Here is a 22,396-nt window from a genome sequence, read left to right as displayed (position 1 = left end):
AATCAAATAAAGATGAAATATAAACTAATTATAGGAATTGCTCTTGTGAGTTTATCAATCGTAAGCTGCAAAAAGGAAGTTGAAAATCCGGAAACCAGTACCACTTTTGCACTAAGTGATGCCATGCTAAAAACGACCACAACCGCCGAAGCCCAGACCCAACCGGTAAAAAATGAACTGAGTTTTTACGGAAAGATTACAGCAGACAACAATAAAATGATTGATGTTTATCCACTAGTCGGAGGTAATGTGGTAAAAGTAAATGTAGAACTTGGAGATTATGTCCGCAAAGGCCAGGTTCTCGCTACTATAAAAAGTACTGACATCGCTGATTTCGAAAAACAATCTATTGATGCGAAAAGCGATTTACTGGTAGCCAAAAATGGTTTGAAAGTCGCTCAGGAACTATTTGACGGAAAACTAAATTCTGAAAGTGATGTACTTCAGGCCAAATCGGAAGTAAATAAAGCGCAATCCCAGTTGAACAAAATTCAGGAAACCTATAAAATCTACAACATAAAAGCAGGTTCAATTTACGAAGTAACCGCGCCAATTAGTGGTTTTATTATTCAAAAAAGTATCAATCAGGATATGCTTTTGCGAAATGACCGTTCAGAAAACATTTTTGACATTGCTGAAATCAGTGAAGTGTGGGCGTTGGCCAATATTAATGAAATTGATATCAATAAAGTAAAATTAGGCATCGATGCTGATGTAACGACTTTAAGTTATCCTGATAAAATATTCAAAGGAAAAGTAGATAAGATTTTCAATGTAATTGATCCGGAAACCAAAGCCATGCAGGCCCGGATAAAACTAAAAAACACTGATTATTTACTGAAACCCGATATGAATGCAAACATAAAATTATCTTTTAGCGAAGGCACCAATATGATTGCCATTCCAAGCAAAGCGATTGTTTTTGATAAAAGTAAAAACTTCGTAATGATTTTTAAAGACCGCAACAATATCGAAACGAGACAGGTTGAAGTTTACAGACAGGTTGGTGACATTACCTATATTTCAAGTGGTTTAAAAGACAACGAAAAAGTCATCACCAACAATCAGTTATTTATTTATCGCGCTTTAAACGAATAAGACATGAACAAATTCATACGAAATATTATTGCTTTTTCGCTAAAGAATAAAGCGTTTACCTTTTTTTGGGTTGGATTACTGGCAGTGGCAGGGTTTATTTCTTTTAAGACTATGCCAATTGATGCTTTTCCGGATGTTACCAATACCCAAATTATCATTATCACACAATGGAACGGAAAAAGTGCTGAAGAAGTAGAGCGTTTTGTTACTTCTCCTATTGAAATTTCCATGAACTCGGTACAAAAAAAGACCAGCGTCCGCAGTATCACGATGTTTGGTTTATCAGTAATCAAAATCATTTTTGACGATGGTGTAGACGATACTTTTGCCCGTTTTCAGGTAAATAACTTACTTAAAAATGTCTCTCTTCCCGATGATGTTGAGCCGGATGTACAGCCTCCATACGGTCCGACGGGTGAAATATTCCGATATATTGTAAAAAGTGACAGCAGGGACAGCCGGGAATTACTGACGTATCAGAACTGGGTAATCGACAAACAGCTTCGCGCGCTTCCGGGTGTTGCCGATCTGAATGTATTTGGCGGTCAGACCAAAACGTATGAAGTGGGTGTTGATCCAATAAAACTGGCAAAATACAACATTACACCGCTGCAGGTTTACAATGCAGTCAATGCAGGAAATCTAAATGTGGGCGGTGATGTTATCGAAAAGAACGGTCAGGCGTTTGTGGTCAGAGGTGTTGGTTTGTTAAAATCAATTTCCGACATCGAAAATATTATTGTGGATGATGCTCACGGAAATCCGATCCTGGTTAAGAATTTAGCCAACGTTTACGAAAGCGCCATGCCAAGGGTGGGACAAACAGGCATAGGGAAAAATGATGATGCTGTTGAAGGTATAGTCGTAATGCGCAAGGGAGAAAATCCGCAGGAAACCCTGGCATTGATTAAAGACAAAATAAAAGACCTGAATGAAAATATCCTTCCAAAAGATATCAAAATAGAAACCTTTTACGATCGTGACAATCTGATGAATTTCACGACGGAAACGGTAATGCATAATTTATTAGAAGGTATTATTCTGGTTACCTGTATGGTTTTTCTTTTTATGGCCGACTGGAGAACCACTTTTACGGTTTCTATTGTAATTCCGTTGTCCTTATTATTTGCCTTTTTGTGCCTGAAAATGATGGGAATGAGCGCCAACCTACTGAGTTTAGGAGCAGTCGATTTCGGAATTATCATTGATGGCGCCGTGGTGATGGTGGAAGGATTGTTTGTGGTGCTGGACCACAGGGCGCATCAACTGGGGATGACGGCTTATAATAAAATTGCCAAAGGCAGCCTGATTAAAAAAACAGGAGCTGAAATGGGTAAAGCCATCTTTTTTTCAAAACTGATCATTATTACGGCTTTGCTTCCCATTTTCTCGTTTCAGAAAGTAGAAGGAAAAATGTTCTCTCCCCTCGCCTATACATTAGGATTTGCCTTAATGGGAGCGTTACTTTTCACGCTGACACTGGTGCCTGTTCTATCACACCTTCTTTTAAATAAAAATGTAAAAGAAAAGAACAATCCTTTTGTTAATTTCTGGAACAGAATTGTAGACAAAGGCTTTGCGTGGACATTCAAACACAAAGTAAAAACGCTTATCGCTTCCATCGCAATTCTGGCAACGGTCTTTTTCTCAGCTTCCTTTTTAGGAACAGAATTTTTACCTCAGTTAAATGAAGGAGCTTTATGGGTTACCGCAGAACTTCCGATGAGTACTTCCCTGCCCGAAAGTGTCGAAACTGCTGCCGTGATCCGAAAAGATCTGGAAACATTTCCGGAAGTAAAAAATGTCTTATCCCAAACAGGAAGAAGTAACGACGGAACGGATCCGAATGGCTTTGGTTTCATACAGCTTCAGGTTGATTTAAAACCCAAATCAGAATGGAAAAGAAAAATTTCTATGGATGACCTAATTAACGAAATGGATAAAAAGCTAAAAGTGCATCAGGGAATCACGTATAACTATTCACAACCAGTAATTGATAATGTTGCGGAATCCGTAGCAGGATTCAAGGCCTCCAATGCAGTGAAAATTTACGGAGATGATCTGGACAAACTTGACGAATTATCGAATGAGGTTTTAAAACAGATAAAAGATATTCCGGGGATTAAAGATGTTGGTATCCTTAGAAATGTGGGGCAGCCGGAGATAAGCGTAATTCTGGACCGGGATAAAATGGCTGCTTACGGCGTAACACTAAGTGATGCTCAGGCCGTTCTGGAACTTGCTTTTGGAGGAAAAACAGCCACTCAGAAATATGAAGATGAGAAAAAATTTGATGTAAGGGTTCGTTTTTCGAAAGAGTACCGTAAAGATGAAAATGATATCAGTGAACTTAAAGTTCCTACGATCAGCGGCATAAAAATTCCTTTGAAAGAGATCTGCGATATCAAGACGATTACCGGCCCTGCTTTTATTTACAGAGATAATACCAAACGTTTTATCGGGGTTAAATTTTCAGTTCGCGACAGGGATTTGGGAAGTACCATTGCAGAAGCACAGGCAAAAGTAGCCAAAATGAAACTCCCATCCGGATATACAGTAGGCTGGACAGGAGAATTCGAAAATCAGGTTCGTGCCAGTGCGCGTCTGGCACAGGTGGTTCCAATCAGTTTAATCGGGATTTTTGTATTGCTGTTTATCCTTTTCGGAAACATTAAAGATTCATTACTGGTTTTAGCCAATGTTCCCTTTGCAATCATCGGTGGAATTATTGCTTTGCACCTTACCCGTATGAATTTCGGAATCTCAGCCGGGGTTGGTTTTATTGCCTTACTTGGAATCTGTATCCAGAACGGGGTAATTCTGATATCGGAATTTCATCACAATCTGAAATCCAAATTAACACTTGAGGAATCAATATTTCTAGGCGTTAAGGCCAGAACAAGAGCGGTAGTGATGACGGCCCTTATGGCCTCAATAGGTTTGATGCCGGCGGCCATTTCGACAGGAATTGGTTCTGAGTCACAAAAACCATTGGCGATTGTTATTATTGGAGGTTTAATTACAGCAACGATTCTGACTCTATTGGTTTTCCCAATTATTTTCTGGGTATTCAACCGCAAAAAAGATGTCCCTATTGAATAGCGGACTTTAAAATAAATATGTTGGCTAAATTAATCTGGTTTGGTTTAAAAAGAAAAGCATCATTAGTCATAATGGTGCTTTTTTGATTTTGTGAACTCTTCATAGCTGTGTTATAGTCCAGAAACATTTTCAAACAAAAAAACGGCCTTCTGCTCAGGGAAGGCCGTTTAATTATACTAACTCAAACTCTTTTTAAACTGTTTCTTATTTTAAGTCTTTTAAAATAGCAATAGCGTCTGTAGCGTTTGATAACTGTGCATATTTCAAAGCTGTATATCCTTGCTCATTTTTATCAGAAGGACGAGCGCCACTAGCTAATAAAAGTTTAATAATCTCAACTCTATTGTAACGGGCTGCAGTCATTAAAGGAGACATATCGCCTGATTTTTCGTTTACATTAGCTCCGTATTCAATAAATTTTTTCACTACTTCAACATCTCCTTTGCTAACAGCAACATTCAACGGAGTTGAATCGTATAAAGAGATTACAACTTGTTCGTTAACAACTGCTTTTTGATTTGAAGCCATTGCAACATTTGCAAATGTTACTAAAGCTAGTCCTAAATAAATAACTGAATTTTTCATAATGGTTTTGTTTGTTAAAATTGATTGATAAAATATGATTGATGATCTTAAATACTTGTACAAATGTAAATTAAAAATCAGTATATTGTATTACAAGGTACCGTGTTTTAACTAATTCTTAACCTTTTGTTAATGATTCTTAATTAATGGTCTGTAATTTTTGACTAATTCTATGTAATAGACGCTGCAAAGGTAGAAATGTTACACATATTCGAATATTTTTAAAAAATAATCATCGAATATTTTCAAATTTGAAAAAGCAAAACATTACTTTTTTAACTTTACTTTAATTTTATGTATAAAAAAGATCTCACTTTTTAATTAAAATCATTTTTTTGGCTTATAATTCATACTAAAATCATGTAAATTAATTATTTTCAAAAAAAATTAAAAAATACGAAAATACTTAAATTTATCGTAATTAGCCTAAAAAAAGAGGTTGATAAAATTGGCAAACAATCATCTTCTAAACGCTGATGAAATCTCAAATGACCGGAAAGATTTAAAAACGGAACTTGATAGTCTCTGAACAAAAATGGGGCAATACTTTAGCTTATAAAAAAAAGCGCAATTCAGTTTAAATTGCGCTTTTGTGTTACTATGCGATGAAGGTTATATTTTATTTCAGCCCTTTCAAAATAGCGATACATTCTGTTGATTTTGAATATTCGGCATATTTTAAAGCGGTAAGTCCTTTGTCATTCTCTACAGAAGGTTTAGCGCCGTTTTCCAGCAAAATTTTAATGATTTCCGGATTATTGTAGCGTGCAGCAAGCATCAAAGGCGACATGTCCCTTACGATTTTATTTACATCTGCACCGTACTCGATACATTTTTTAACGCCTTCAATATCACCTTTGCTGATAGCAAAATGTAATGGTGAACCGTTGGAAACTCTTAATTCGATTTGACCTTCTACTGAAGATTTTTGACTGGAAGCCATTGCTACATTTGCAAATGCTAATAAAGCTACTCCTAAAATAATTACTGATTTTTTCATGACGATTGTTTGTTAAATGATTGATGATTATGATGATTTAAATATAGACCTGTAATTAAATACCGGTTACAATACAATAGACTACTAAAGAGCTAAAATGTTACAGTTAAATGAAAAAAAATACAAATAAAAAAAATGCAACTCATTTCAATCTGAATTGCATTTTCTTTTTTCATGCCATTAACTAATTAATTATAAGTCTATTATCATAAACATGCATCAGATTTTTTTCAAATAAAGTAAAAGCGTCATTATAAAAATTTATAAAATCAGGAACACTGGCCTGACCGGGAAATGGTGCATAAAAATGAGTTGGGCTGGTGGCATCATTTCTCCAAACCAAAACATAAGCCAATTGCAGGTTATTGGATTTTAAGGTTTTTAATAGCGTTTCTGTCCACCAATTTGCATTCGGAATTGATTCTAATCCCGTCTCGGTAAAAGCAGCCAGCTTATTCTTTTTGATCGCCAAATCTGAAATTATCGTAAGTTGCTGCAGTCCGGCTTCTAAATTATATTTTCCGTCCCTTCCAAAATCGCCGTAATCATCAAGACCGAACAGATCTACAAAAGCATCACCGGGATAACGTTCTAAATATTCTGTTTCAGAATTGAATCTGGTGTCCGGTGAAAAGGCGTAAATAAAATTATGAACCTTTAATGTGTCTCTTAAATAAGCAACTGTAAATTGCCAGACCGCCATAAAATCTTCCCGTGAGGTATACTTTTTTCCCCACCAGAACCGATCTCCGTCAAACTCATGAAAAGGCCTGAAAATCATTGGGGCTAGTGTTCCGTCTTTTCCTTTAACAGAATGTGCAAAATCAGCAATAGTTTTTAAAATCGTTTTGTATTCTTCGTGATGCGACCCTCCGGGTTTAATCAATGCCATCGCAGCCACCGAAGAAGAATCTTTCCAGTAAAAACCTTCATTGGAAACCGGATTTCTGAAATGCCAGGAAACGGTTGTAATTCCGCCACGCTCATAAGTTGCGATTACATTCTTTTTCAGAAGGGCAGCAGTCTTTTCAATTTCTTCTTTCGAATGGCCTGAAAATCCGCTAAAATCAATGCCAACAACAGCCGGATGTGAACCCGTCACGGACTTCACATCCGACCGGTCTTCTTCATCTGACCATCCATGACCGTATTCCAGCGCATGCTGATGTCCGAAAAGAATATGCTTTTTTGATATTAGTTTGAGATTCCTATACAAAGCCTTTGTTTCCTTAGTGGCTTGCTTATCAAGCTGTGCAAAAAGAAAATGCCCTGCTATCATACATAGAAATAGCAAGGCATTTTTTTTATTGGGTATACATTTCATGGTTTAAATAGTTAGTTTAAACCCGAAAATTACGCTTTAGTCGAAAGGTAATCTAATACGTTTTTATCAATACGTTGATCAATATTAGCAATATCGGCTTTTACGAATTTTTCTCCTAAGATATTCTCGTATAACTCAATATATCTTTCTGAAACCGATTCGATATAAGCATCTGTCATCTCCGGAATCTGCTGTCCATCCTGACCCTGAAAACCATTTTCGATTAACCAGCGGCGTACAAATTCTTTTGATAATTGTTTTTGCTCCTCCCCTTTGTCCTGTCTTTCCTGATATCCGTCAGCATAAAAATAACGGGAAGAATCCGGCGTATGGATTTCATCAATTAAAACAATAACACCATCTTTTGTTTTTCCGAACTCGTATTTGGTATCTACTAAAATCAAACCGCGATCAGCAGCGATTTCAGTTCCTCTCTGAAATAAATCTCTTGTAAATTTTTCTAAAACAATATAATCTTCTTCCGAAACAATTCCTTTCGATAAAATAGCTTCACGGGAAATATCTTCGTCATGAGAACCGTTATCCGCTTTTGTTGTTGGCGTAATAATCGGTTCCGGGAATTTATCATTTTCCTTTAAACCTTCTGGCATTGTTACCCCGCAGATTTGTCTTCTTCCTGCAGCATACTCGCGTGCGGCATGACCTGAAAGATAACCACGAATGACCATTTCCACTTTAAAAGGCTCGCATAAATGTCCTACCGCCACGTTTGGATCCGGAGTAGCAATCAGCCAGTTTGGTACAATATCTTCCGTCAATTCCATGAATCTTGTAGCAATCTGATTCAAAATCTGGCCTTTGTACGGAATTCCCTTTGGTAAAACTACATCAAAAGCAGATAATCTGTCGGTTGCTACCATTACCAAAAGTTCGTCGTTGATGTTATAAACTTCTCTGACCTTTCCGCGGTATACTGATTTCTGATCTGGAAAATTAAAATTTGTAGTTGTGATTGTATTGCTCATTATGCTTTGTTTGTGTTGTTTTATGAATGCAAATTTAAAACTAATTAAAAGAGGAAGCAAAAAAAGTATTCAGTTTTCAGTCGCAGTTTTCAGTCTGGAAACTGTGACTGCGACTGCGACTGAAAACTGCGACTGAAGACTACTTCAAAAGTGTGGTGTTAAACAAATCCAGGATTCTGCTGTATTCGTCAATCCAGGAATATGTTTCTTTGAAGCCATGTGATTCTACAGGAAAAGAAGCAAGTGTCCAGTTTTTTTTCTGTAATTCGATAAAACGCTGTGATAAGCGTACAATATCTTTGTATTCCACATTATCGTCAACCATTCCGTGGAGCATTACTAAATTGCCTTTCAAATTATCTGCATAATAAATTGGTGAACTTTTTTTGAAGGCCTCCGGATCTGTTTCCGGAAAATTCAAAATATTTCCGGTGTAGCCGTGATTGTAATGTGCCCAGTCCGTAACGGAACGCAAAGCTGCGCCCGAAGCAAATTCTCCGGGAGTAGTCAGCATTCCCATCAAAGTAATAAATCCTCCGTAAGAACCTCCGTAAATCCCTACTCTATTAGGATCGATGCCTAAATTATTCACTAAATATTTTTTACCATCCAGATGATCAGACAGGTCTTTTCCACCCATAAAGCGATAAATTCCGGTTCTGAAATCGCGCCCGTAACCATCACTTCCTCTGTAATCAATGTCCAAAACGGTATAACCCAAATCCGTCAACAAATTATGGAACATGTATTCCCTGTAATAATTGCTCCAATAATTATGTGCATTTTGTAAATAACCTGCTCCGTGCACAAAAATAATTGCTGCCTTATTTGCATTTTCTGTCTTTGGTGTATACAACCTTGCATTTACAGGAGTTCCGTCTTCTGCTTTGAAGGTAATAACCTGAGGTTCTCTCCATTGGTACTTTCTAAAACTTTCCGATGTTGAAGAAGAAATTTGCTGTAATACGGTATTCTTTTTGTTGTCGGCTACATAATAATCCCAGGGCTTATTTTTATAGGAATAGCGTACCAGAAGTGTTTTTTCGTCCGGAGATACTATTACTTCATGAGCTCCGTCTTTTGTTAAAATGGGCTGCAGAATACCATCTGCAGTATTTAATTTATAAAAATTCCTGTTTCCGGGATGCGTGGTATTGGTCGTTAAATAAAATGTTTTTTTATCTTTCGATAACGTCAGATCACGAACTTCCCAATTTCCTTTTGTAAGCTGATTTTTTACTTTCGATTTCAAATTGTACGTATACAAATGTGAGTATCCTGTCGCTTCTGACTGAAAATAAACGGTTTCATTATCGGCTAAAAAACCAAGGTTTCCCGGCTCAAAAGAGTACGATGGAATTCCCGGTCCGCCAATCCAGGCTTCGTCGTGCTGATGATCAATTTCTGTAAAAGAGCCATTTTCCAGGTTTAGGCTCACAATCCATCGGTCTTTATTGTCCTGACTTCTTATTTCTGTAATGGCAAATGATCCGTCTTCGTTATAAACAGGGGAAAGTGCAACAATTAGCTTGTCTTCTTTCTCTTTGTTCTTTAGATTATCATACGTTTTATAATATTCCGGAACATCCTGAATATGACTCAGTTTTGAAAAATTCACAAAATAAACAGAATCTTTGGTCACGGAATAAATTCCAAATTGCGTTTTTACCAGATTAGCCGTCGATACTTTTTCTTTAGTGTCAGGAGTTTGATTATAACCGTCATCAGTGATAAAAACTTCCATTTTTTCCTGTCTGACCTCACTATTTTCTATTAAACTGAACGTAGCATAATTTCCTTTCGGGCTTGCTTTAATACTAACTAAATTATCTTTCCCGTAAAAGTATTCTTTTGCAAAATCGGACTTAACCGCTTTGTTTTTAGCTAAATTCCATTGTTTTTTGGCTTCCTTATCTTTTATAAACTGAAATAATTCCTTTTGCTGGTTTTTCAGGAAACTATCTTTTTCCGGCGTTTTTTCTTTTTTAATTCCTTTGGTGAAATTAGTAATTTGAAGTACGGTACCTTCTTTACTATTGTATTTGAAGATATTTCCGTTTTGTTCAAAAAATACAATTCCGGGTTCGCTTCCTAATGCAAGATCAGAAATCGGGTTGTTTTGCTGGTATAACTTTTTTACTGATTTCGAGCTAATGGTATAGGAATACAATCCTCCTTTATCTGTATAATAAGCAATGTCTGATCCTGATTTTCTTTTAAAATCAAACTTGGAAAAAACTGCCTCTTTTGGTTCAACGAGTACGGGATTTGAAAAACCTTTTTGCCATGCATAAGTACTGGCACCCAGTTCATCTTTCGGATTCCATTCGAAATAAACTTTTTTTCCATCCGGGGACCATCTTCCATTTGTGGGCTGATTACCAATAAAAGATTCTCCTTTCATGATCTCTTCTAACTTTAAAGTCTGACTGTTGCATGTTATGGAAAGAATTAAAAAAGCAAGGATAAAGGTATTTTTAATCATAATTGTTATTTTTTAGTAAAGCAAAAATACACTTTGAAAAGAATTAAAAAAATGTTTTTATCCATTGCTTCCCAATTCAATTGAATTCAATCACTAAAAATCAAACGGTTTAAAATTTAGAGCTCCTTTTTCAGAAAAACAATTGTAGCTCTCTTTCCTGTCCTAATTAAAAAAACTGCTAATAATTGATAGACAATTGATTAGCAGTTTATAAAATAAAACCATCAGTCTGGTTTCTATATCATTTAAAATTAGCTTGTTGCAAATTCCTTATCGAGAATTCTTGACGCAATATATCTGGCCACACCATCTTCAGCATTCGTCTTAATGACTTCTAAGTTCGGTAACGTTTCTTTTAACAAAGCCGGTGCATTCCCCATGATCAGACCTTTACCGGTCGCAGATAACATCTGAACATCATTAAATCCGTCTCCAAACGAAACTGCCTGATCCATCGTAAAACCTTCTTTTTCTAAAACCGTAGCAATCGCCACAGCTTTATCGATAGATTTATCCATAAATTCCAGACAGGTCGGTAAACTGAAAGCATGATGCAATTCACTGGACGATTTTTCTAAAATCGCATCTTTCAATGCTACCAGTTTTTCATGATCGTCATGGGAAAAGAATATTTTTATGGCACCAAAATCTTCCAGCGTTTTATAATCAACCAATTCGGGAAGGTATTTTAAATCTGCCTGAAAACTGTTTAGTTTTTCACTTAATTTATTCGTCTGCCAAACATTTTCCTTGAATAAAACTACGGTAATTTCAGGGTCTATCTCTACATTTAAGGCTGCTTTCACCACATCACTGCTCAGGTTAAAGGCGAAAAGCGGTTCTTTTTCGGGTGAATGGATTCTTGCTCCGTTGGAACTTACCAGATAAACCGGGACTTCAAGCGTTTGTATAATCGCCATTGCATCGAGATGATGACGGCCGGTTGCAACAACTATAAGGTAATTTTGATTGTGAAGTTCCTGAAAAATGGATTTTGTATATTCTGATATTCTGTGTTGTGGATTGAGTAAAGTTCCGTCAAGGTCACTTATAACAACTTTTATATTTTTTAATTTTGTCATATTAAGGGTCAGGTATTTATGATGTGCAAATTTAAGGTTTTGCCGCCAGTTGAGCAAAGATTAGAAGCCCTGAAAGCCTAAAATGACGCAAGTTTATTATATATTTAACTATTTCTTCAAAAAGTAAATTATTGCTAATTTATACTTTAATAATTCCCGTTTTATATAAATTCAAGGCTTTCTGCAAAATAATTTCGATCGTTTCCAAAGGTAAATCCTCTGAAAAATCAAGCATCATGATTTTCATTCTCGATCGGCTTTCCTGAATTAAAAAAGGTTAATCAAAATGTTTTCCTTCTACAATTCCGATATAAGGCTGTTGGAGTTTTTTGTGAATCCATAAATAGCAAAACATTTTTCCTTTGTAACAAAAAAAGGGCATTCCGTATTTCAGCACATTGGTAATGTCTTTGTCCTGACGCAGGATAATTTCTTTTAAAGAAAGCAGCACCTCTTTAAAAGGCTGTTCCTGCTTTTCGTAAAAATCATCTGTTTCTTTCATCTTTCAAAAAATAATTCACAAAAGAAACTTTTTTTTCCAGTCATTAATATTTTTAGGATTATTTTTATCGCTTGGATAGTTGACCATTACAAACTCAAATTGTTCTTTTGTTAGTAGCACTATTCGCCCATCGTTTCCAGAACTAATTGGATAAAATTGATTATCACTATTTTGAAGTTTAAGCTGATCATTTAGCATTTCTATAAAATTAATGTAAGCTATTCCCCAATCCAATTCTCCAAAATCACTATCGTAAGCAGAATATTCTTTGCCGTTTAATTTGATTTTATGTGTCCAATGTTTTTCTGTCTGAATATTAACTTCATCAGAAATTACAAGTTTCAAATTAAGCTTATCGAATAATTGTTTTATTATTTCTAGGTATTGAATTAAACCACCTCCTTCAAATAAAGTTTCAGAATCAATAAAATAAAATCTGTTATCTGTAAAAGTTAAATCTTCATTCATTACTCCTTCAAAAAAACTCAATTCATTATAAGACTTTTCAAATTCTATTTTTGCTGTTTTTAAATCTGATTTATTAGTTAAATTAAAAAAATTAAGATTTTCTAAATTAGATATCACTTGCTTTCCTGTCATTTTAGTTTTATTTTTTATGACAAGATTCTCAATATCATTTATTTTGGAATTATTTTGAGCTTTTGAATTACATCCAAAAAATAAAAAACTAAATACTACAATTATTACTTTATTCATTTTTTTATTAAATTATCAAAAAAAATATTCGTTTTACACATTTCTAAAAAGAATGAATAAAACGAATATTTATTTTTTTGCCACAGCTTAAAAGATTAAAATGATTTTATAATCCGTGAGAATCATTCTAATTTGTGGCAAAAATCATTTCACAAACTTAATCGTGATTTTCTATTTGTTTATAAGCATCAATTACCTTTTTCACTAATCTGTGACGTACGATATCTTTATCATCGAGATAAATAATTCCGATTCCGTCAACGTCTTTCAGAACCAGAATTGCTTCTTTAAGACCAGAAATAGTTCTTCGTGGCAAATCGACCTGTCCCGGATCGCCCGTAATCATAAACTTGGCGTTTTTTCCCATACGGGTCAAAAACATTTTCATTTGTGAGTGGGTTGTGTTTTGCGCTTCATCAAGAATTACAAAAGCGTTATCTAGTGTTCGACCACGCATAAATGCCAGTGGCGCAATCTGAATAATTCCTTTTAAAATGTAATCTTCAAGTTTTTCGTTCGGAAGCATATCGCGTAATGCATCATAAAGCGGCTGCATATAAGGATCCAGTTTTTCTTTCATATCACCGGGTAAAAAACCAAGGTTTTCTCCCGCTTCTACTGCCGGTCTGGTTAATATAATCCTTTTTACTTCTTTATCTTTAAGTGCTTTAACAGCCATTGCAACACCTGTGTACGTTTTTCCCGTTCCGGCCGGACCTACTGCAAATACCATATCATTTTTTTTAATGGTATCTACCAGCAGCTGCTGGTTGGGCGTCATTGCTTTTATAATTTTACCCCCAACGCCATGAACCAGAATTTTGTCATGATCATACAATCTTTTTTCATCCTGACCATCACTCATGATTACGCGTTCAATTACATTGTCGTCAATGTTATTGTATCGGGTAAAGTGCAACATTAATCTTTGAAATCTTTTTTCGAATTCGTCTAAAACTTCTTTTTCGCCAAATGCTTTCAAAGTCGTTCCTCTCGCTACTATTTTAAGCTTTGGATAGTACTTTTTAATGATTTCCAGATGGCTGTCCTGAGCGCCCCAAAACTCTTTTGGCGCAATGTCTATTAGCTCGATTATTCTTTCGTTCAAATGAGATAGTTTTAAATTAAAATTAAATCTTTTTTTTTAATCAATTGGCTGTCGGGTAATTTATATCGTTAAATGCAAATTGTCTTTTCTTTCTTGCATTTATGACTTTACTATTCTTAGCTTTGCATTTCTCAAATTTAATGAAAATTAGATTTAAAAACTACCAATAGTTATAAACAAAATGATGTCAATAATTACCCTTACTACCGATTACGGCTTAAAAGACCACTTTGTTGGTTCGCTAAAGGGTAAAATATTATCAGAGTTTGCCGAAGCTGTAATTATTGACATTTCACATGACGTTGACCCATTTAACACTGCTGAAGCAAGTTACATTATTGGAGCGTCTTATCTGAGTTTCCCGAAAGGAACCGTGCACTTAATCGGAGTCGATATTGAACGCAATAAAGAGAACCAGCATATTGCCATGCAGTGGAACGATCATTACTTTATTTGTGCCGACAACGGTATCCTGAGTATGCTCACGCAAAAAATAGTCCCGCAAAAAATTGTTGCCATAAATATTCACGATCGTTTCCCGTCAGAATCTACGGATTTGGATATTTTTATACAAGTCGCCTGCCACATCGCAAAAGGCGGATTACTGAATGTGATTGGAAAAGAAATTCCCGGAATCAAAGAAATAAACGAATTACAGGCAGTGGTGTCAAACGATGGAAATTCGCTAAAAGGATATGTCATCTATATTGATCACTTTGGGAACATTGTCACCAATATCTCCAAACAGCAGTTTCTGGAAGTTGCAAAAGGCCGTAAGTATGAGATTGTGATGAAACCAAAAAATATCAAAACAATACTGCCCGCTTATTCGGCTATCGCTACCTCTGAAAAATATCCGATAAAAACATATGAGGGAGAAAAACTGGCCATCTTTAACGAAGCCGGTTTTCTGGAAATCGCTATTTTCAGAAGCAATCCTTCTAAAGTGGGTTCTGCCAATAGTTTGCTTGGATTGAACTACAGGGATGTGATTACCGTTCAGTTTTCTTAGGGAAATTTTAGATTAAAAAATGCGTGAAATTTGGAATTTGGAATTTCATTATTGGATTTTAATTTTTTTACTAAAAAGAACAATCAATTTTGGTATTTTTGCGCACCTGTAAATCTTTAGAGATTAAAAATCTAAAATCAGCAATCTAAAATCTAAAATTATAAAGATGTTTGTTCGAATTGTAAAAATGAGTTTTCACGAAGACCGGATTCCGGATTTCCTGGAAAATTTCGAAACCGTCAAAGACAAAATACGAAAAGCAAATGGAAACCGTTTTTTAGAATTGTACCAGGACAAAAATGACAAATGCATCTTTTTTACCTATAGTTATTGGGAAACAGAAGCTGATTTAGAAAATTACAGGCAATCGGAACTTTTTAATTCCGTCTGGAGTTTTACCAAACAATTATTCAACGCGAAACCGGAAGCTTGGAGCGTGGATAAGCTGGTGAGCCTGGAATAGTTGGCAGTCGCGGTTTTCAGTCTGAGTTGCAAACCTGAAACATGAAACCTGAAACAATTAAACAAATCAACGATTAAACAAATAAAAACGAATAAACGTTATACATGAAATCAATCATTTTACGGGAAATAAAATCCTTTTTCGGCTCTCCTATTGGCTATTTGGTCATTGCCGTCTTCCTGATCAGCAACGGACTATTTTTATGGGTTTTTGAAGGAGACTATAACATTCTGAATACGGGATATGCGGATTTGACTCCGTTTTTCACCTTAGCGCCGTGGATTTTGATTTTCCTCGTTCCCGCCGTTACGATGAGAAGTTTCTCTGACGAAAAAAAACAAGGAACTTTGGAATTGCTTTTAACCAAACCTTTATCAATCTGGGAAATTGTAAACGGAAAGTTTTTAGGATCTTTATTTTTAATCGTCCTGGCAATTGTTCCGACTTTTATTTACGTAAAAGTAATTTCGAATTTAGGTTTTCCGGAAGGCAATATCGATATGGGAAGTACGATAGGCTCTTATTTTGGATTGTTGTTTTTAATCGCCGCTTATTCGGCAATAGGAATATTCACTTCTACCCTGTCCGAAAACCAGATTGTGGCTTTTATCATTGCGGTTTTTTTATGTTTTATCTTTTATTTCGGATTTGAAGCTGTGGCCTCATTAGTACCGGGATTTTCAGGTTTTATTTCAGTATTTGGAATGCAGGATCATTTTAAAAGTATGAGCAGGGGTGTAATCGACACACGCGATATTATTTATTTCCTGAGCATTACCGTTTTGTTCCTGTCTTTTACCGTTTATAAATTAAAATCTTTTAAAGCCTAATGAAAACAGCAACGCAACAAAATATCCGAACATTAGGTATTACGGTTTTCGTTTTAATTGTTTTAAATGTACTGGGAAGCTTATATTTCCACCGATTTGATTTAACGAAAGACAAACGATATACTCTGTCTGAAACCTCTTTAAATATTGTAAAACAAGTCAAAAACCCGTTATCCATCAAGATTTATATGCAGGGGGATCTTCCTGCTGATTTCAGACGTTTACAACAAGAAACCAGACAATTACTGGAAGAATTCCAGGCCTACAACAACAATATTGTTTTTGAATTCGTAAATCCGATGGAGAATGAAGAAGAAAGCATGAGTGTTGTAAAATCATTGTACCAAAAAGGCCTTACGCCAATCAACATAACAGTAGACGACAAAGGAAAACAATCGCAGGCAATGGTATTTCCATGGGCTATTGCAGTGTACAACAATAAAGAAGTAAATATTCCTTTATTGAAAAACAGAATGGGTGCTTCGACCACACAAAAAGTAATTGGGTCTATTCAGCACTTAGAATATTCGATTGCCGATGCCATCAATAAGATCACCAAAGACAAACAGAAAAAGGTTGCGATTATAAAAGGAAACGGTGAAATAAATGAAATCCACATCGCCAAAATGCTTATGCAGATTCGCGAAAGCTATTATATCGGCCCTTTTACACTGGACTCTGTTGCCAAAAATCCAACAGGAAGTTTAGAAGCTTTGGAAAAATACGATTTAGCGATTATTTCAAAACCAACCGAAACTTTTTCTGATGAAGAAAAGCAGGTTTTGGACCAGTTTATCATGAATGGCGGAAAAACACTCTGGCTCATTGATCAGGTGGCAGCTGACATGGACAGTTTATACAATCAGTCCGGCGCTACGTTGGCCTACCCGAGAGATTTAAACCTGAACGATATGTTCTTCAAATACGGGTTCAGAATCAATCCGGATTTGGTAAAAGACGAAAACGGAAGCCCTATAAAACTGGCTACCGGAGAACAGGGAAGCGCGACACAATATCAGGATTTTCTATGGAAATTCGCACCACTGGTTTACCCGGACAGCCAAAACCCTATTGTTAAAAATTTAGGCGGAATTAAATTCGATTTTGCGAGTCCGATAGATACTTTGAAAAACGGGATTAAAAAAACGGTTTTACTAAAATCATCACAGTATTCAAAATTCATCGGAACGCCGGCAGAAATCAGTTTGAATGTTGTTTCCGAAAAAACTTCGCCTCAGGATTATGCAGGCAAAGGAAATTTACCGCTTTCGGTTTTACTGGAAGGATCTTTTCATTCTGCTTTTGAAAACCGTATTTTACCTTTCAAGGAAAACAACTTTCTGGCAAAAGGAAAACCAACCAAAATGATTGTGATATCGGATGGCGACTTAGCAAGGAATCAATTGGACAAAAACAGGATGCCGGTAGAATTGGGCTATGATCAGCGTACAGGGAATCTTTATGACAACAAAGATTTTATGATGAATTGTATCAATTATTTACTGGATGATACCGGACTTATTAACATTAGAAGCAAGGATCTGGATTTGCCATTACTGGATAAGGAAAAAGTTTATGAAAATTACAGCCTTACGCAATTCATAACTATCGGGCTTCCAATTCTTATTTTATTGGTTTTCGGACTTGCATTTACCTACTTCCGTAAAAGGAAATACAGCAAATAGATGTTAATAAAAAAATTACGAAACTAAGATTGTTTACGATATATTTGTAAAATCTATCTTAGTTTTTAAAAGAACTAAAGTATTTTCAAAAAAATAAAACAAAACAGATGAAATTTATAGTATCGAGTTCGTACTTATTAAAACAATTACAAGTTTTAGGTAGTGTAATCAACAGTAACAATACGTTACCCATTTTAGACAACTTTTTATTTGAACTAAACAATAATGAGTTAACAGTTTCTTCTTCAGACCTTGAAACTACCATGTCGGCTACCTTATCTATCGATTCTACAAGCAAAGGAAGCGTAGCTGTACCTGCAAAGCTTTTGCTTGAAATTTTAAAAACATTCCCGGAACAGCCTTTAACTTTTACAGTTGAAGATAACAATACAGTAGAAATTAGTTCAAACTCAGGAAAATATGCTTTGGCCTATGCTGCCGGAGAAGAATTTCCGAAAGCTGTAAACCTGGAAGACCCGTCTGTAACAGTAGTTCCTGCTGAAGTTTTAGCAACTGCAGTAAGTAAAACCATTTTTGCTGCCGGAAATGATGATCTTCGTCCTGTAATGTCAGGCGTTTTCTTTCAGTTCTCACCGGAAGGATTGATTTTCGTTGCTACCGATGCCCATAAATTAGTAAAATATGCCCGTACCGATGTAAAAGCATCTCAGGTGGCTGATTTTATTATGCCAAAAAAACCTCTGAATATCCTGAAAAGTATTTTGGGAAGTTCAGATGCTGAAGTAAAAATTGAATATAACGACTCCAATGCGACGTTCTCATTTGACAATTACATCCTGATGTGTCGTCTTATTGATGGAAAATACCCAAATTATGAAGCGGTAATTCCAAAAGAAAATCCAAATAAATTAATGATTGACCGTTCTTTATTTTTAAGTTCTGTACGTCGTGTGGCGATTTTCTCGAACAAAACAACACACCAGATCCGATTAAAAATTGCAGGAGCAGAATTGAATGTTTCCGCTGAAGATATCGATTACTCGAACAAAGCTGAAGAAAGACTGACTTGTGATTATCAGGGAGATGACTTACAAATTGGCTTTAATTCCCGTTTCTTAACTGAAATGTTAACCAACCTGCAGTCCGATATGATTATGCTGGAAATGTCATTACCAAACAGAGCCGGGATTTTGACTCCGGTGGATGGTTTGGAAGAAGGAGAAACAGTTACCATGCTGGTAATGCCTGTTATGTTAAATAGTTAACATCAAAACTTCTTTTTGTTACAGGGATCTTTTTTAGTTTCGAATTAAAGACATATCATTGTAAAAAAAAATATCGCTATTAACCAACCATTTTTTATACCTAGAAACCGCAATTCTTTTTTTAAGATTTGCGGTTTTTTATTTGGGGGGTGTTTTTTGTTTCAGGTTTCAAAGTTTCAAGTTTCAGGTTTCAAGTTTCAAAGTTTCAAAGTTTCAAAGTTTCAAAGTTTCAAGTTTCAAAGTTTCAGGTTGAAATGCGATTAGGTTTGTGCGGGTTTTTACCGCAAAGTTCGCAAAGTTTTTTTGTATAGGACTGCAAGGTTAAGAACGCAAAGCTTTGCGCTCTTGACCTGCAAACACAAACCTGAAAAAAATTTGCGAACTTTGCGATTAATAATATCACCACTAGCAACCTGAAACTTGAAACCTGAAACAATTAAACCCGACAGGTTTTTAAACCTGTCGGGTTTATTATTCAATAAAACCTGAAACTTGAAACTTTGAAAAGCTAAAACTTGAAACCTGAAACATTTTTTTTTAACTTCGTTATATGAAAATAGAAATTTGGTCGGACATCATGTGTCCGTTTTGTTATATCGGAAAAAGACAACTGGAAACAGCTTTAGCTGAATTTCCAAATGATGAATTTGAAATTGAATGGAAAAGTTTTCAACTGGACCCCACTATTTCTCCCCAGCCCGGAAAAGATGTTTTTACATACCTGGCGGAACGAAAAGGCATGTCAGTGGAACAATCTGTAGAAATGCATAAAAGTGTCGCAGAACGCGCAAAAAGCGTTGGTTTGGATTATCATTTTGACAAAGTTGTGATCTCCAATTCCTTCACAGCGCATCGAATCATTCAGTTGGCTAAAACTAAAAAATTAGGCGACGAAATGGAAGAGATTTTCTTTAAGGCGTATTTCACTGATGGGAAAGACTTAAATGACGGACCAACTTTACTTGAATTAGCTGAGAGAGCCGGACTGGATAAAGCGGAAACCTTAAAAGTCCTTGAAAATGAAAATCTGTTTTTAAGCGACGTTCACACCGATATCATGGAAGCACAGCAATTCGGAGTACAAGGGGTTCCTTTCTTCGCTTTTGAACGAAAATTTGCCGTTTCGGGAGCGCAGCCCGTGGAAACTTTTGTACAAACGATTAGAGAAGTACTGAAGTGATAAATCTGGATTTTTAGATATTTGGATTTTTAGAATTTTAGATTATTTCCTTTGTGTTGTAAGTTCTCTAAACAAAAGCAGGTGAAAAACTTACTTAAGCATTGCCTGATGGACTGTTTTCCAAAATTACATCCGTATATGAGCATCCAAAAATCTAAAAATCCAAAAATCTAAAAATCTAAAATCAAATCACTCCCATTTTCTGCATTAAGAAAGTGGCGCTTTTATTTTTACAAATTCCGCTGCGGAGTTTATAGTCAAAATGTAAGTCGTTATTCTGAATTTCGACTTCAAAACACTGGTTGGTTAAAGTCTCAGGATATTCGTTAGTCGTCAGGCAAACTTCAATATCGTGCGTTGCAATTGCTCCGATTGCTTTTCTGGCAATTATCTTTTTTACTACTTCAATAGTCCCGTTTCGCTTATCATCAGAATTGGTTCCTCTTAAAATTTCATCCAGCAAAACAAATGCGGGCTGATTTTCCAGCGCGTCCATAATTTGTTTTAAACGCTTGATTTCAGCAAAGAAATACGATTCACTATCCGCCAGAGAATCCGACAATCGCATCGATACCAATACGGGCAGTGGATGAATAGTAGCCTCTGAAGCACAGACTACAGAACCTATGCCGCCTAAAACCATATTAACACCTAGGCTTCTCAAAAAAGTACTTTTACCGGACATATTCGAGCCGGTTAAAATCATAAAGGATTGCGGATAAAAATGGGTATCATTCCCTATCCTGTTTACCGGATTCAATAAAGGGTGCGCTAAATTTTTAAAACTGATCTTATATTCGGAATTGATTGCAGGGAAAACGAAATCAGCATTATTATAAGCCAGATTGGCCAGACTGTTTAATGCTTCCACTTCTCCAATAATTGCAATCCATTTTTCGAGTTCGGCAGCATAATTATCTTTCCATTTCAAAAGTGCTTTGAGAACATGGAGATTAAATAAAAAAGTTCCGTTAAAAACAATTGCCGTTACAAAATTGTTAATGGTATCCATTCGGGAAAACAATTCAGATAACTGCTTTAAATGAACACTTGCCGTTGCATTTCTAAAAATTAATTGTTGTTGCAGGTCAACTAACTTTTTGGACCGGAACGTTTCTTTTTCAATTTTTTCAACAAGCAGGCTATACTGCTTAATAACTTTATCAACATTATCTGCTTTTGCAATCTCAGACTGAATTCTCTTAAACGACTGTCCTAAAACAATCATATTCGCTATAAAAACATAAGTCAGATAAGACAACAATAACGTATTTGAAGTAAAAAAGTAAGCTGCTAAAATTCCAAAAAACAATATTGGCAACAAAAAAGAGAATGCAACTAATACTTTAGGTAAGGAATTATTTTTAAATGAATTCCAATGTATTATTGAATCATAAGAACTTTTTGAGTCATTGCTAATAATGGCTAAAGCCAAAAAATCCTGTCTCCAGTCGATTTTGGTTTTTAATTCATTTATGGCGTCCTGATTTTCTAAAATAGTTTCGTCTGGCAGCGTATGCAACAATTGATTTGCAAGCGTTTTTTTTCCGATAAAGGTTGCGGTTCTGTTTAGGTTCTGAAATAAAGAATGTTCCCCAAAAATATCGAGATCATAAGCATAAGGATGATGAAAATCATTAAACTCAATACCATCTTCAAAAGGCAGTTTCTCTCTTTTTAAAAAAGCAATTTCATTTTCATTAATTTTTAAAACAGCCGTTGTAAGCTGTTTTTGGAAAGATAACCCGGAATGTATTTTCATTAAAAAAATAAAACCAACAAAAGACAGAAAAGCAAAAACTACATAGAGTATTTCATTTGTTTTGATATAATAAAACAGGAATAGCAAACAAAGAAAAACACTTATCAGGCGTAAAATACTAATGCTGTTGTATCTTTTATTGATCTTTTTTAAAAGTTCTGAATACTGGGCAAGCTTATTTTTGTAGAAATCCATTTTTTTGATTTGATGAAATACAAATATAGCTTTTACACCCCATAATCAGCTTTC

Annotated in this window: 18 protein-coding genes; 8 read left to right on the top strand and 10 right to left on the bottom strand. The window is 35.5% G+C overall.

Annotated elements, in window-relative coordinates:
* Nucleotides 1-12 precede the first annotated feature (12 nt).
* Nucleotides 13-1,098, top strand: coding sequence for an efflux RND transporter periplasmic adaptor subunit (locus LPB89_RS17960; RefSeq protein ID WP_230703067.1), 1,086 nt, complete (start codon nucleotides 13-15; stop codon nucleotides 1,096-1,098).
* A 3-nt stretch (nucleotides 1,099-1,101) separates the two neighbouring features.
* A complete protein-coding gene (locus tag LPB89_RS17955) occupies nucleotides 1,102-4,200 on the top strand; it encodes an efflux RND transporter permease subunit (protein WP_230703066.1) in 3,099 nt (1,032 codons plus the stop codon).
* A gap of 204 nt (nucleotides 4,201-4,404) precedes the next feature.
* Here LPB89_RS17955 and LPB89_RS17950 read toward each other — a convergent pair whose 3' ends face one another.
* From LPB89_RS17950 to LPB89_RS17910, 9 genes are all read right to left on the bottom strand, one after another.
* Nucleotides 4,405-4,785, bottom strand: a complete 381-nt coding sequence (locus LPB89_RS17950) for an ankyrin repeat domain-containing protein (RefSeq protein WP_230703065.1) — start codon at nucleotides 4,783-4,785, stop codon at nucleotides 4,405-4,407.
* Nucleotides 4,786-5,404: 619 nt separating this feature from the next.
* Nucleotides 5,405-5,785: an ankyrin repeat domain-containing protein gene (locus LPB89_RS17945; RefSeq protein WP_230703064.1), complete on the bottom strand. Its 381-nt coding sequence runs from the start codon at nucleotides 5,783-5,785 to the stop codon at nucleotides 5,405-5,407.
* 184 nt (nucleotides 5,786-5,969) lie between these two features.
* Nucleotides 5,970-7,109, bottom strand: coding sequence for a glycoside hydrolase family 26 protein (locus LPB89_RS17940; RefSeq protein WP_230703063.1), 1,140 nt, complete (start codon nucleotides 7,107-7,109; stop codon nucleotides 5,970-5,972).
* Between the two features lie 29 nt (nucleotides 7,110-7,138).
* Complete coding sequence (locus LPB89_RS17935) at nucleotides 7,139-8,095, bottom strand: phosphoribosylaminoimidazolesuccinocarboxamide synthase (RefSeq protein WP_230703062.1); 957 nt, start codon at nucleotides 8,093-8,095, stop codon at nucleotides 7,139-7,141.
* Nucleotides 8,096-8,234: 139 nt separating this feature from the next.
* Nucleotides 8,235-10,580, bottom strand: coding sequence for a prolyl oligopeptidase family serine peptidase (locus tag LPB89_RS17930; RefSeq protein WP_230703061.1), 2,346 nt, complete (start codon nucleotides 10,578-10,580; stop codon nucleotides 8,235-8,237).
* A gap of 251 nt (nucleotides 10,581-10,831) precedes the next feature.
* The gene (locus LPB89_RS17925; RefSeq protein ID WP_230703060.1) at nucleotides 10,832-11,662 is read right to left on the bottom strand and encodes a Cof-type HAD-IIB family hydrolase; all 831 of its coding nucleotides are present in this window, start codon (nucleotides 11,660-11,662) and stop codon (nucleotides 10,832-10,834) included.
* A 277-nt stretch (nucleotides 11,663-11,939) separates the two neighbouring features.
* Nucleotides 11,940-12,164 (bottom strand): DUF1801 domain-containing protein, encoded by a 225-nt coding sequence (locus LPB89_RS17920; RefSeq protein ID WP_230703059.1) that lies wholly within the window; start codon nucleotides 12,162-12,164, stop codon nucleotides 11,940-11,942.
* Between the two features lie 15 nt (nucleotides 12,165-12,179).
* On the bottom strand, nucleotides 12,180-12,881 hold the full coding sequence (locus LPB89_RS17915; protein WP_230703058.1) for a hypothetical protein: 702 nt from the start codon (nucleotides 12,879-12,881) through the stop codon (nucleotides 12,180-12,182).
* Nucleotides 12,882-13,038: 157 nt separating this feature from the next.
* Complete coding sequence (locus LPB89_RS17910; RefSeq protein WP_127336356.1) at nucleotides 13,039-13,989, bottom strand: PhoH family protein; 951 nt, start codon at nucleotides 13,987-13,989, stop codon at nucleotides 13,039-13,041.
* 184 nt (nucleotides 13,990-14,173) lie between these two features.
* On the opposite strand from LPB89_RS17910, the gene LPB89_RS17905 reads away from it, so the two are divergent.
* The 6 genes from LPB89_RS17905 to LPB89_RS17880 all read left to right on the top strand — a co-directional run bounded on the left by LPB89_RS17905 (nucleotide 14,174) and on the right by LPB89_RS17880 (nucleotide 20,385).
* The gene (locus LPB89_RS17905; protein WP_127336815.1) at nucleotides 14,174-15,001 is read left to right on the top strand and encodes an S-adenosyl-l-methionine hydroxide adenosyltransferase family protein; all 828 of its coding nucleotides are present in this window, start codon (nucleotides 14,174-14,176) and stop codon (nucleotides 14,999-15,001) included.
* 166 nt (nucleotides 15,002-15,167) lie between these two features.
* Nucleotides 15,168-15,464 (top strand): putative quinol monooxygenase, encoded by a 297-nt coding sequence (locus LPB89_RS17900; RefSeq protein WP_127336357.1) that lies wholly within the window; start codon nucleotides 15,168-15,170, stop codon nucleotides 15,462-15,464.
* Nucleotides 15,465-15,568: 104 nt separating this feature from the next.
* On the top strand, nucleotides 15,569-16,294 hold the full coding sequence (gene gldF, locus LPB89_RS17895; protein ID WP_230703057.1) for a gliding motility-associated ABC transporter permease subunit GldF: 726 nt from the start codon (nucleotides 15,569-15,571) through the stop codon (nucleotides 16,292-16,294).
* The gene (gene gldG / locus LPB89_RS17890) at nucleotides 16,294-17,979 is read left to right on the top strand and encodes a gliding motility-associated ABC transporter substrate-binding protein GldG (protein ID WP_230703056.1); all 1,686 of its coding nucleotides are present in this window, start codon (nucleotides 16,294-16,296) and stop codon (nucleotides 17,977-17,979) included. The genes gldF and gldG overlap by 1 nt, the downstream gene beginning before the upstream one ends.
* A 107-nt stretch (nucleotides 17,980-18,086) precedes the next feature.
* Nucleotides 18,087-19,205, top strand: a complete 1,119-nt coding sequence (dnaN, locus tag LPB89_RS17885) for a DNA polymerase III subunit beta (protein WP_230703055.1) — start codon at nucleotides 18,087-18,089, stop codon at nucleotides 19,203-19,205.
* 550 nt (nucleotides 19,206-19,755) lie between these two features.
* Complete coding sequence (locus tag LPB89_RS17880) at nucleotides 19,756-20,385, top strand: DsbA family oxidoreductase (protein ID WP_230703054.1); 630 nt, start codon at nucleotides 19,756-19,758, stop codon at nucleotides 20,383-20,385.
* Between the two features lie 184 nt (nucleotides 20,386-20,569).
* Here the strand turns inward: LPB89_RS17880 and LPB89_RS17875 are convergent, their stop codons facing one another.
* Nucleotides 20,570-22,342, bottom strand: a complete 1,773-nt coding sequence (locus LPB89_RS17875; protein ID WP_230703053.1) for a DNA mismatch repair protein — start codon at nucleotides 22,340-22,342, stop codon at nucleotides 20,570-20,572.
* Nucleotides 22,343-22,396 lie beyond the last annotated feature (54 nt).

The sequence above is a fragment of the Flavobacterium sp. ENC genome (genome assembly GCF_020991415.1).
Classification (GTDB): Bacteria; Bacteroidota; Bacteroidia; order Flavobacteriales; family Flavobacteriaceae; genus Flavobacterium.
This window is presented reverse-complemented; position numbering and strand designations above follow the sequence as displayed.

Bases quoted from the DNA above. Each gene is read 5' to 3' on its own strand.
- LPB89_RS17960 (WP_230703067.1), top strand. From the start codon at position 13: ATGAAATATAAACTAATTATAGGAATTGCTCTTGTGAGTTTATCAATC.
- LPB89_RS17955 (WP_230703066.1), top strand. From the start codon at position 1,102: ATGAACAAATTCATACGAAATATTATTGCTTTTTCGCTAAAGAATAAA.
- LPB89_RS17950 (WP_230703065.1), bottom strand. From the start codon at position 4,785: ATGAAAAATTCAGTTATTTATTTAGGACTAGCTTTAGTAACATTTGCA.
- LPB89_RS17945 (WP_230703064.1), bottom strand. From the start codon at position 5,785: ATGAAAAAATCAGTAATTATTTTAGGAGTAGCTTTATTAGCATTTGCA.
- LPB89_RS17940 (WP_230703063.1), bottom strand. From the start codon at position 7,109: ATGAAATGTATACCCAATAAAAAAAATGCCTTGCTATTTCTATGTATG.
- LPB89_RS17935 (WP_230703062.1), bottom strand. From the start codon at position 8,095: ATGAGCAATACAATCACAACTACAAATTTTAATTTTCCAGATCAGAAA.
- LPB89_RS17930 (WP_230703061.1), bottom strand. From the start codon at position 10,580: ATGATTAAAAATACCTTTATCCTTGCTTTTTTAATTCTTTCCATAACA.
- LPB89_RS17925 (WP_230703060.1), bottom strand. From the start codon at position 11,662: ATGACAAAATTAAAAAATATAAAAGTTGTTATAAGTGACCTTGACGGA.
- LPB89_RS17920 (WP_230703059.1), bottom strand. From the start codon at position 12,164: ATGAAAGAAACAGATGATTTTTACGAAAAGCAGGAACAGCCTTTTAAA.
- LPB89_RS17915 (WP_230703058.1), bottom strand. From the start codon at position 12,881: ATGAATAAAGTAATAATTGTAGTATTTAGTTTTTTATTTTTTGGATGT.
- LPB89_RS17905 (WP_127336815.1), top strand. From the start codon at position 14,174: ATGTCAATAATTACCCTTACTACCGATTACGGCTTAAAAGACCACTTT.
- LPB89_RS17900 (WP_127336357.1), top strand. From the start codon at position 15,168: ATGTTTGTTCGAATTGTAAAAATGAGTTTTCACGAAGACCGGATTCCG.
- gldF (WP_230703057.1), top strand. From the start codon at position 15,569: ATGAAATCAATCATTTTACGGGAAATAAAATCCTTTTTCGGCTCTCCT.
- gldG (WP_230703056.1), top strand. From the start codon at position 16,294: ATGAAAACAGCAACGCAACAAAATATCCGAACATTAGGTATTACGGTT.
- dnaN (WP_230703055.1), top strand. From the start codon at position 18,087: ATGAAATTTATAGTATCGAGTTCGTACTTATTAAAACAATTACAAGTT.
- LPB89_RS17880 (WP_230703054.1), top strand. From the start codon at position 19,756: ATGAAAATAGAAATTTGGTCGGACATCATGTGTCCGTTTTGTTATATC.
- LPB89_RS17875 (WP_230703053.1), bottom strand. From the start codon at position 22,342: ATGGATTTCTACAAAAATAAGCTTGCCCAGTATTCAGAACTTTTAAAA.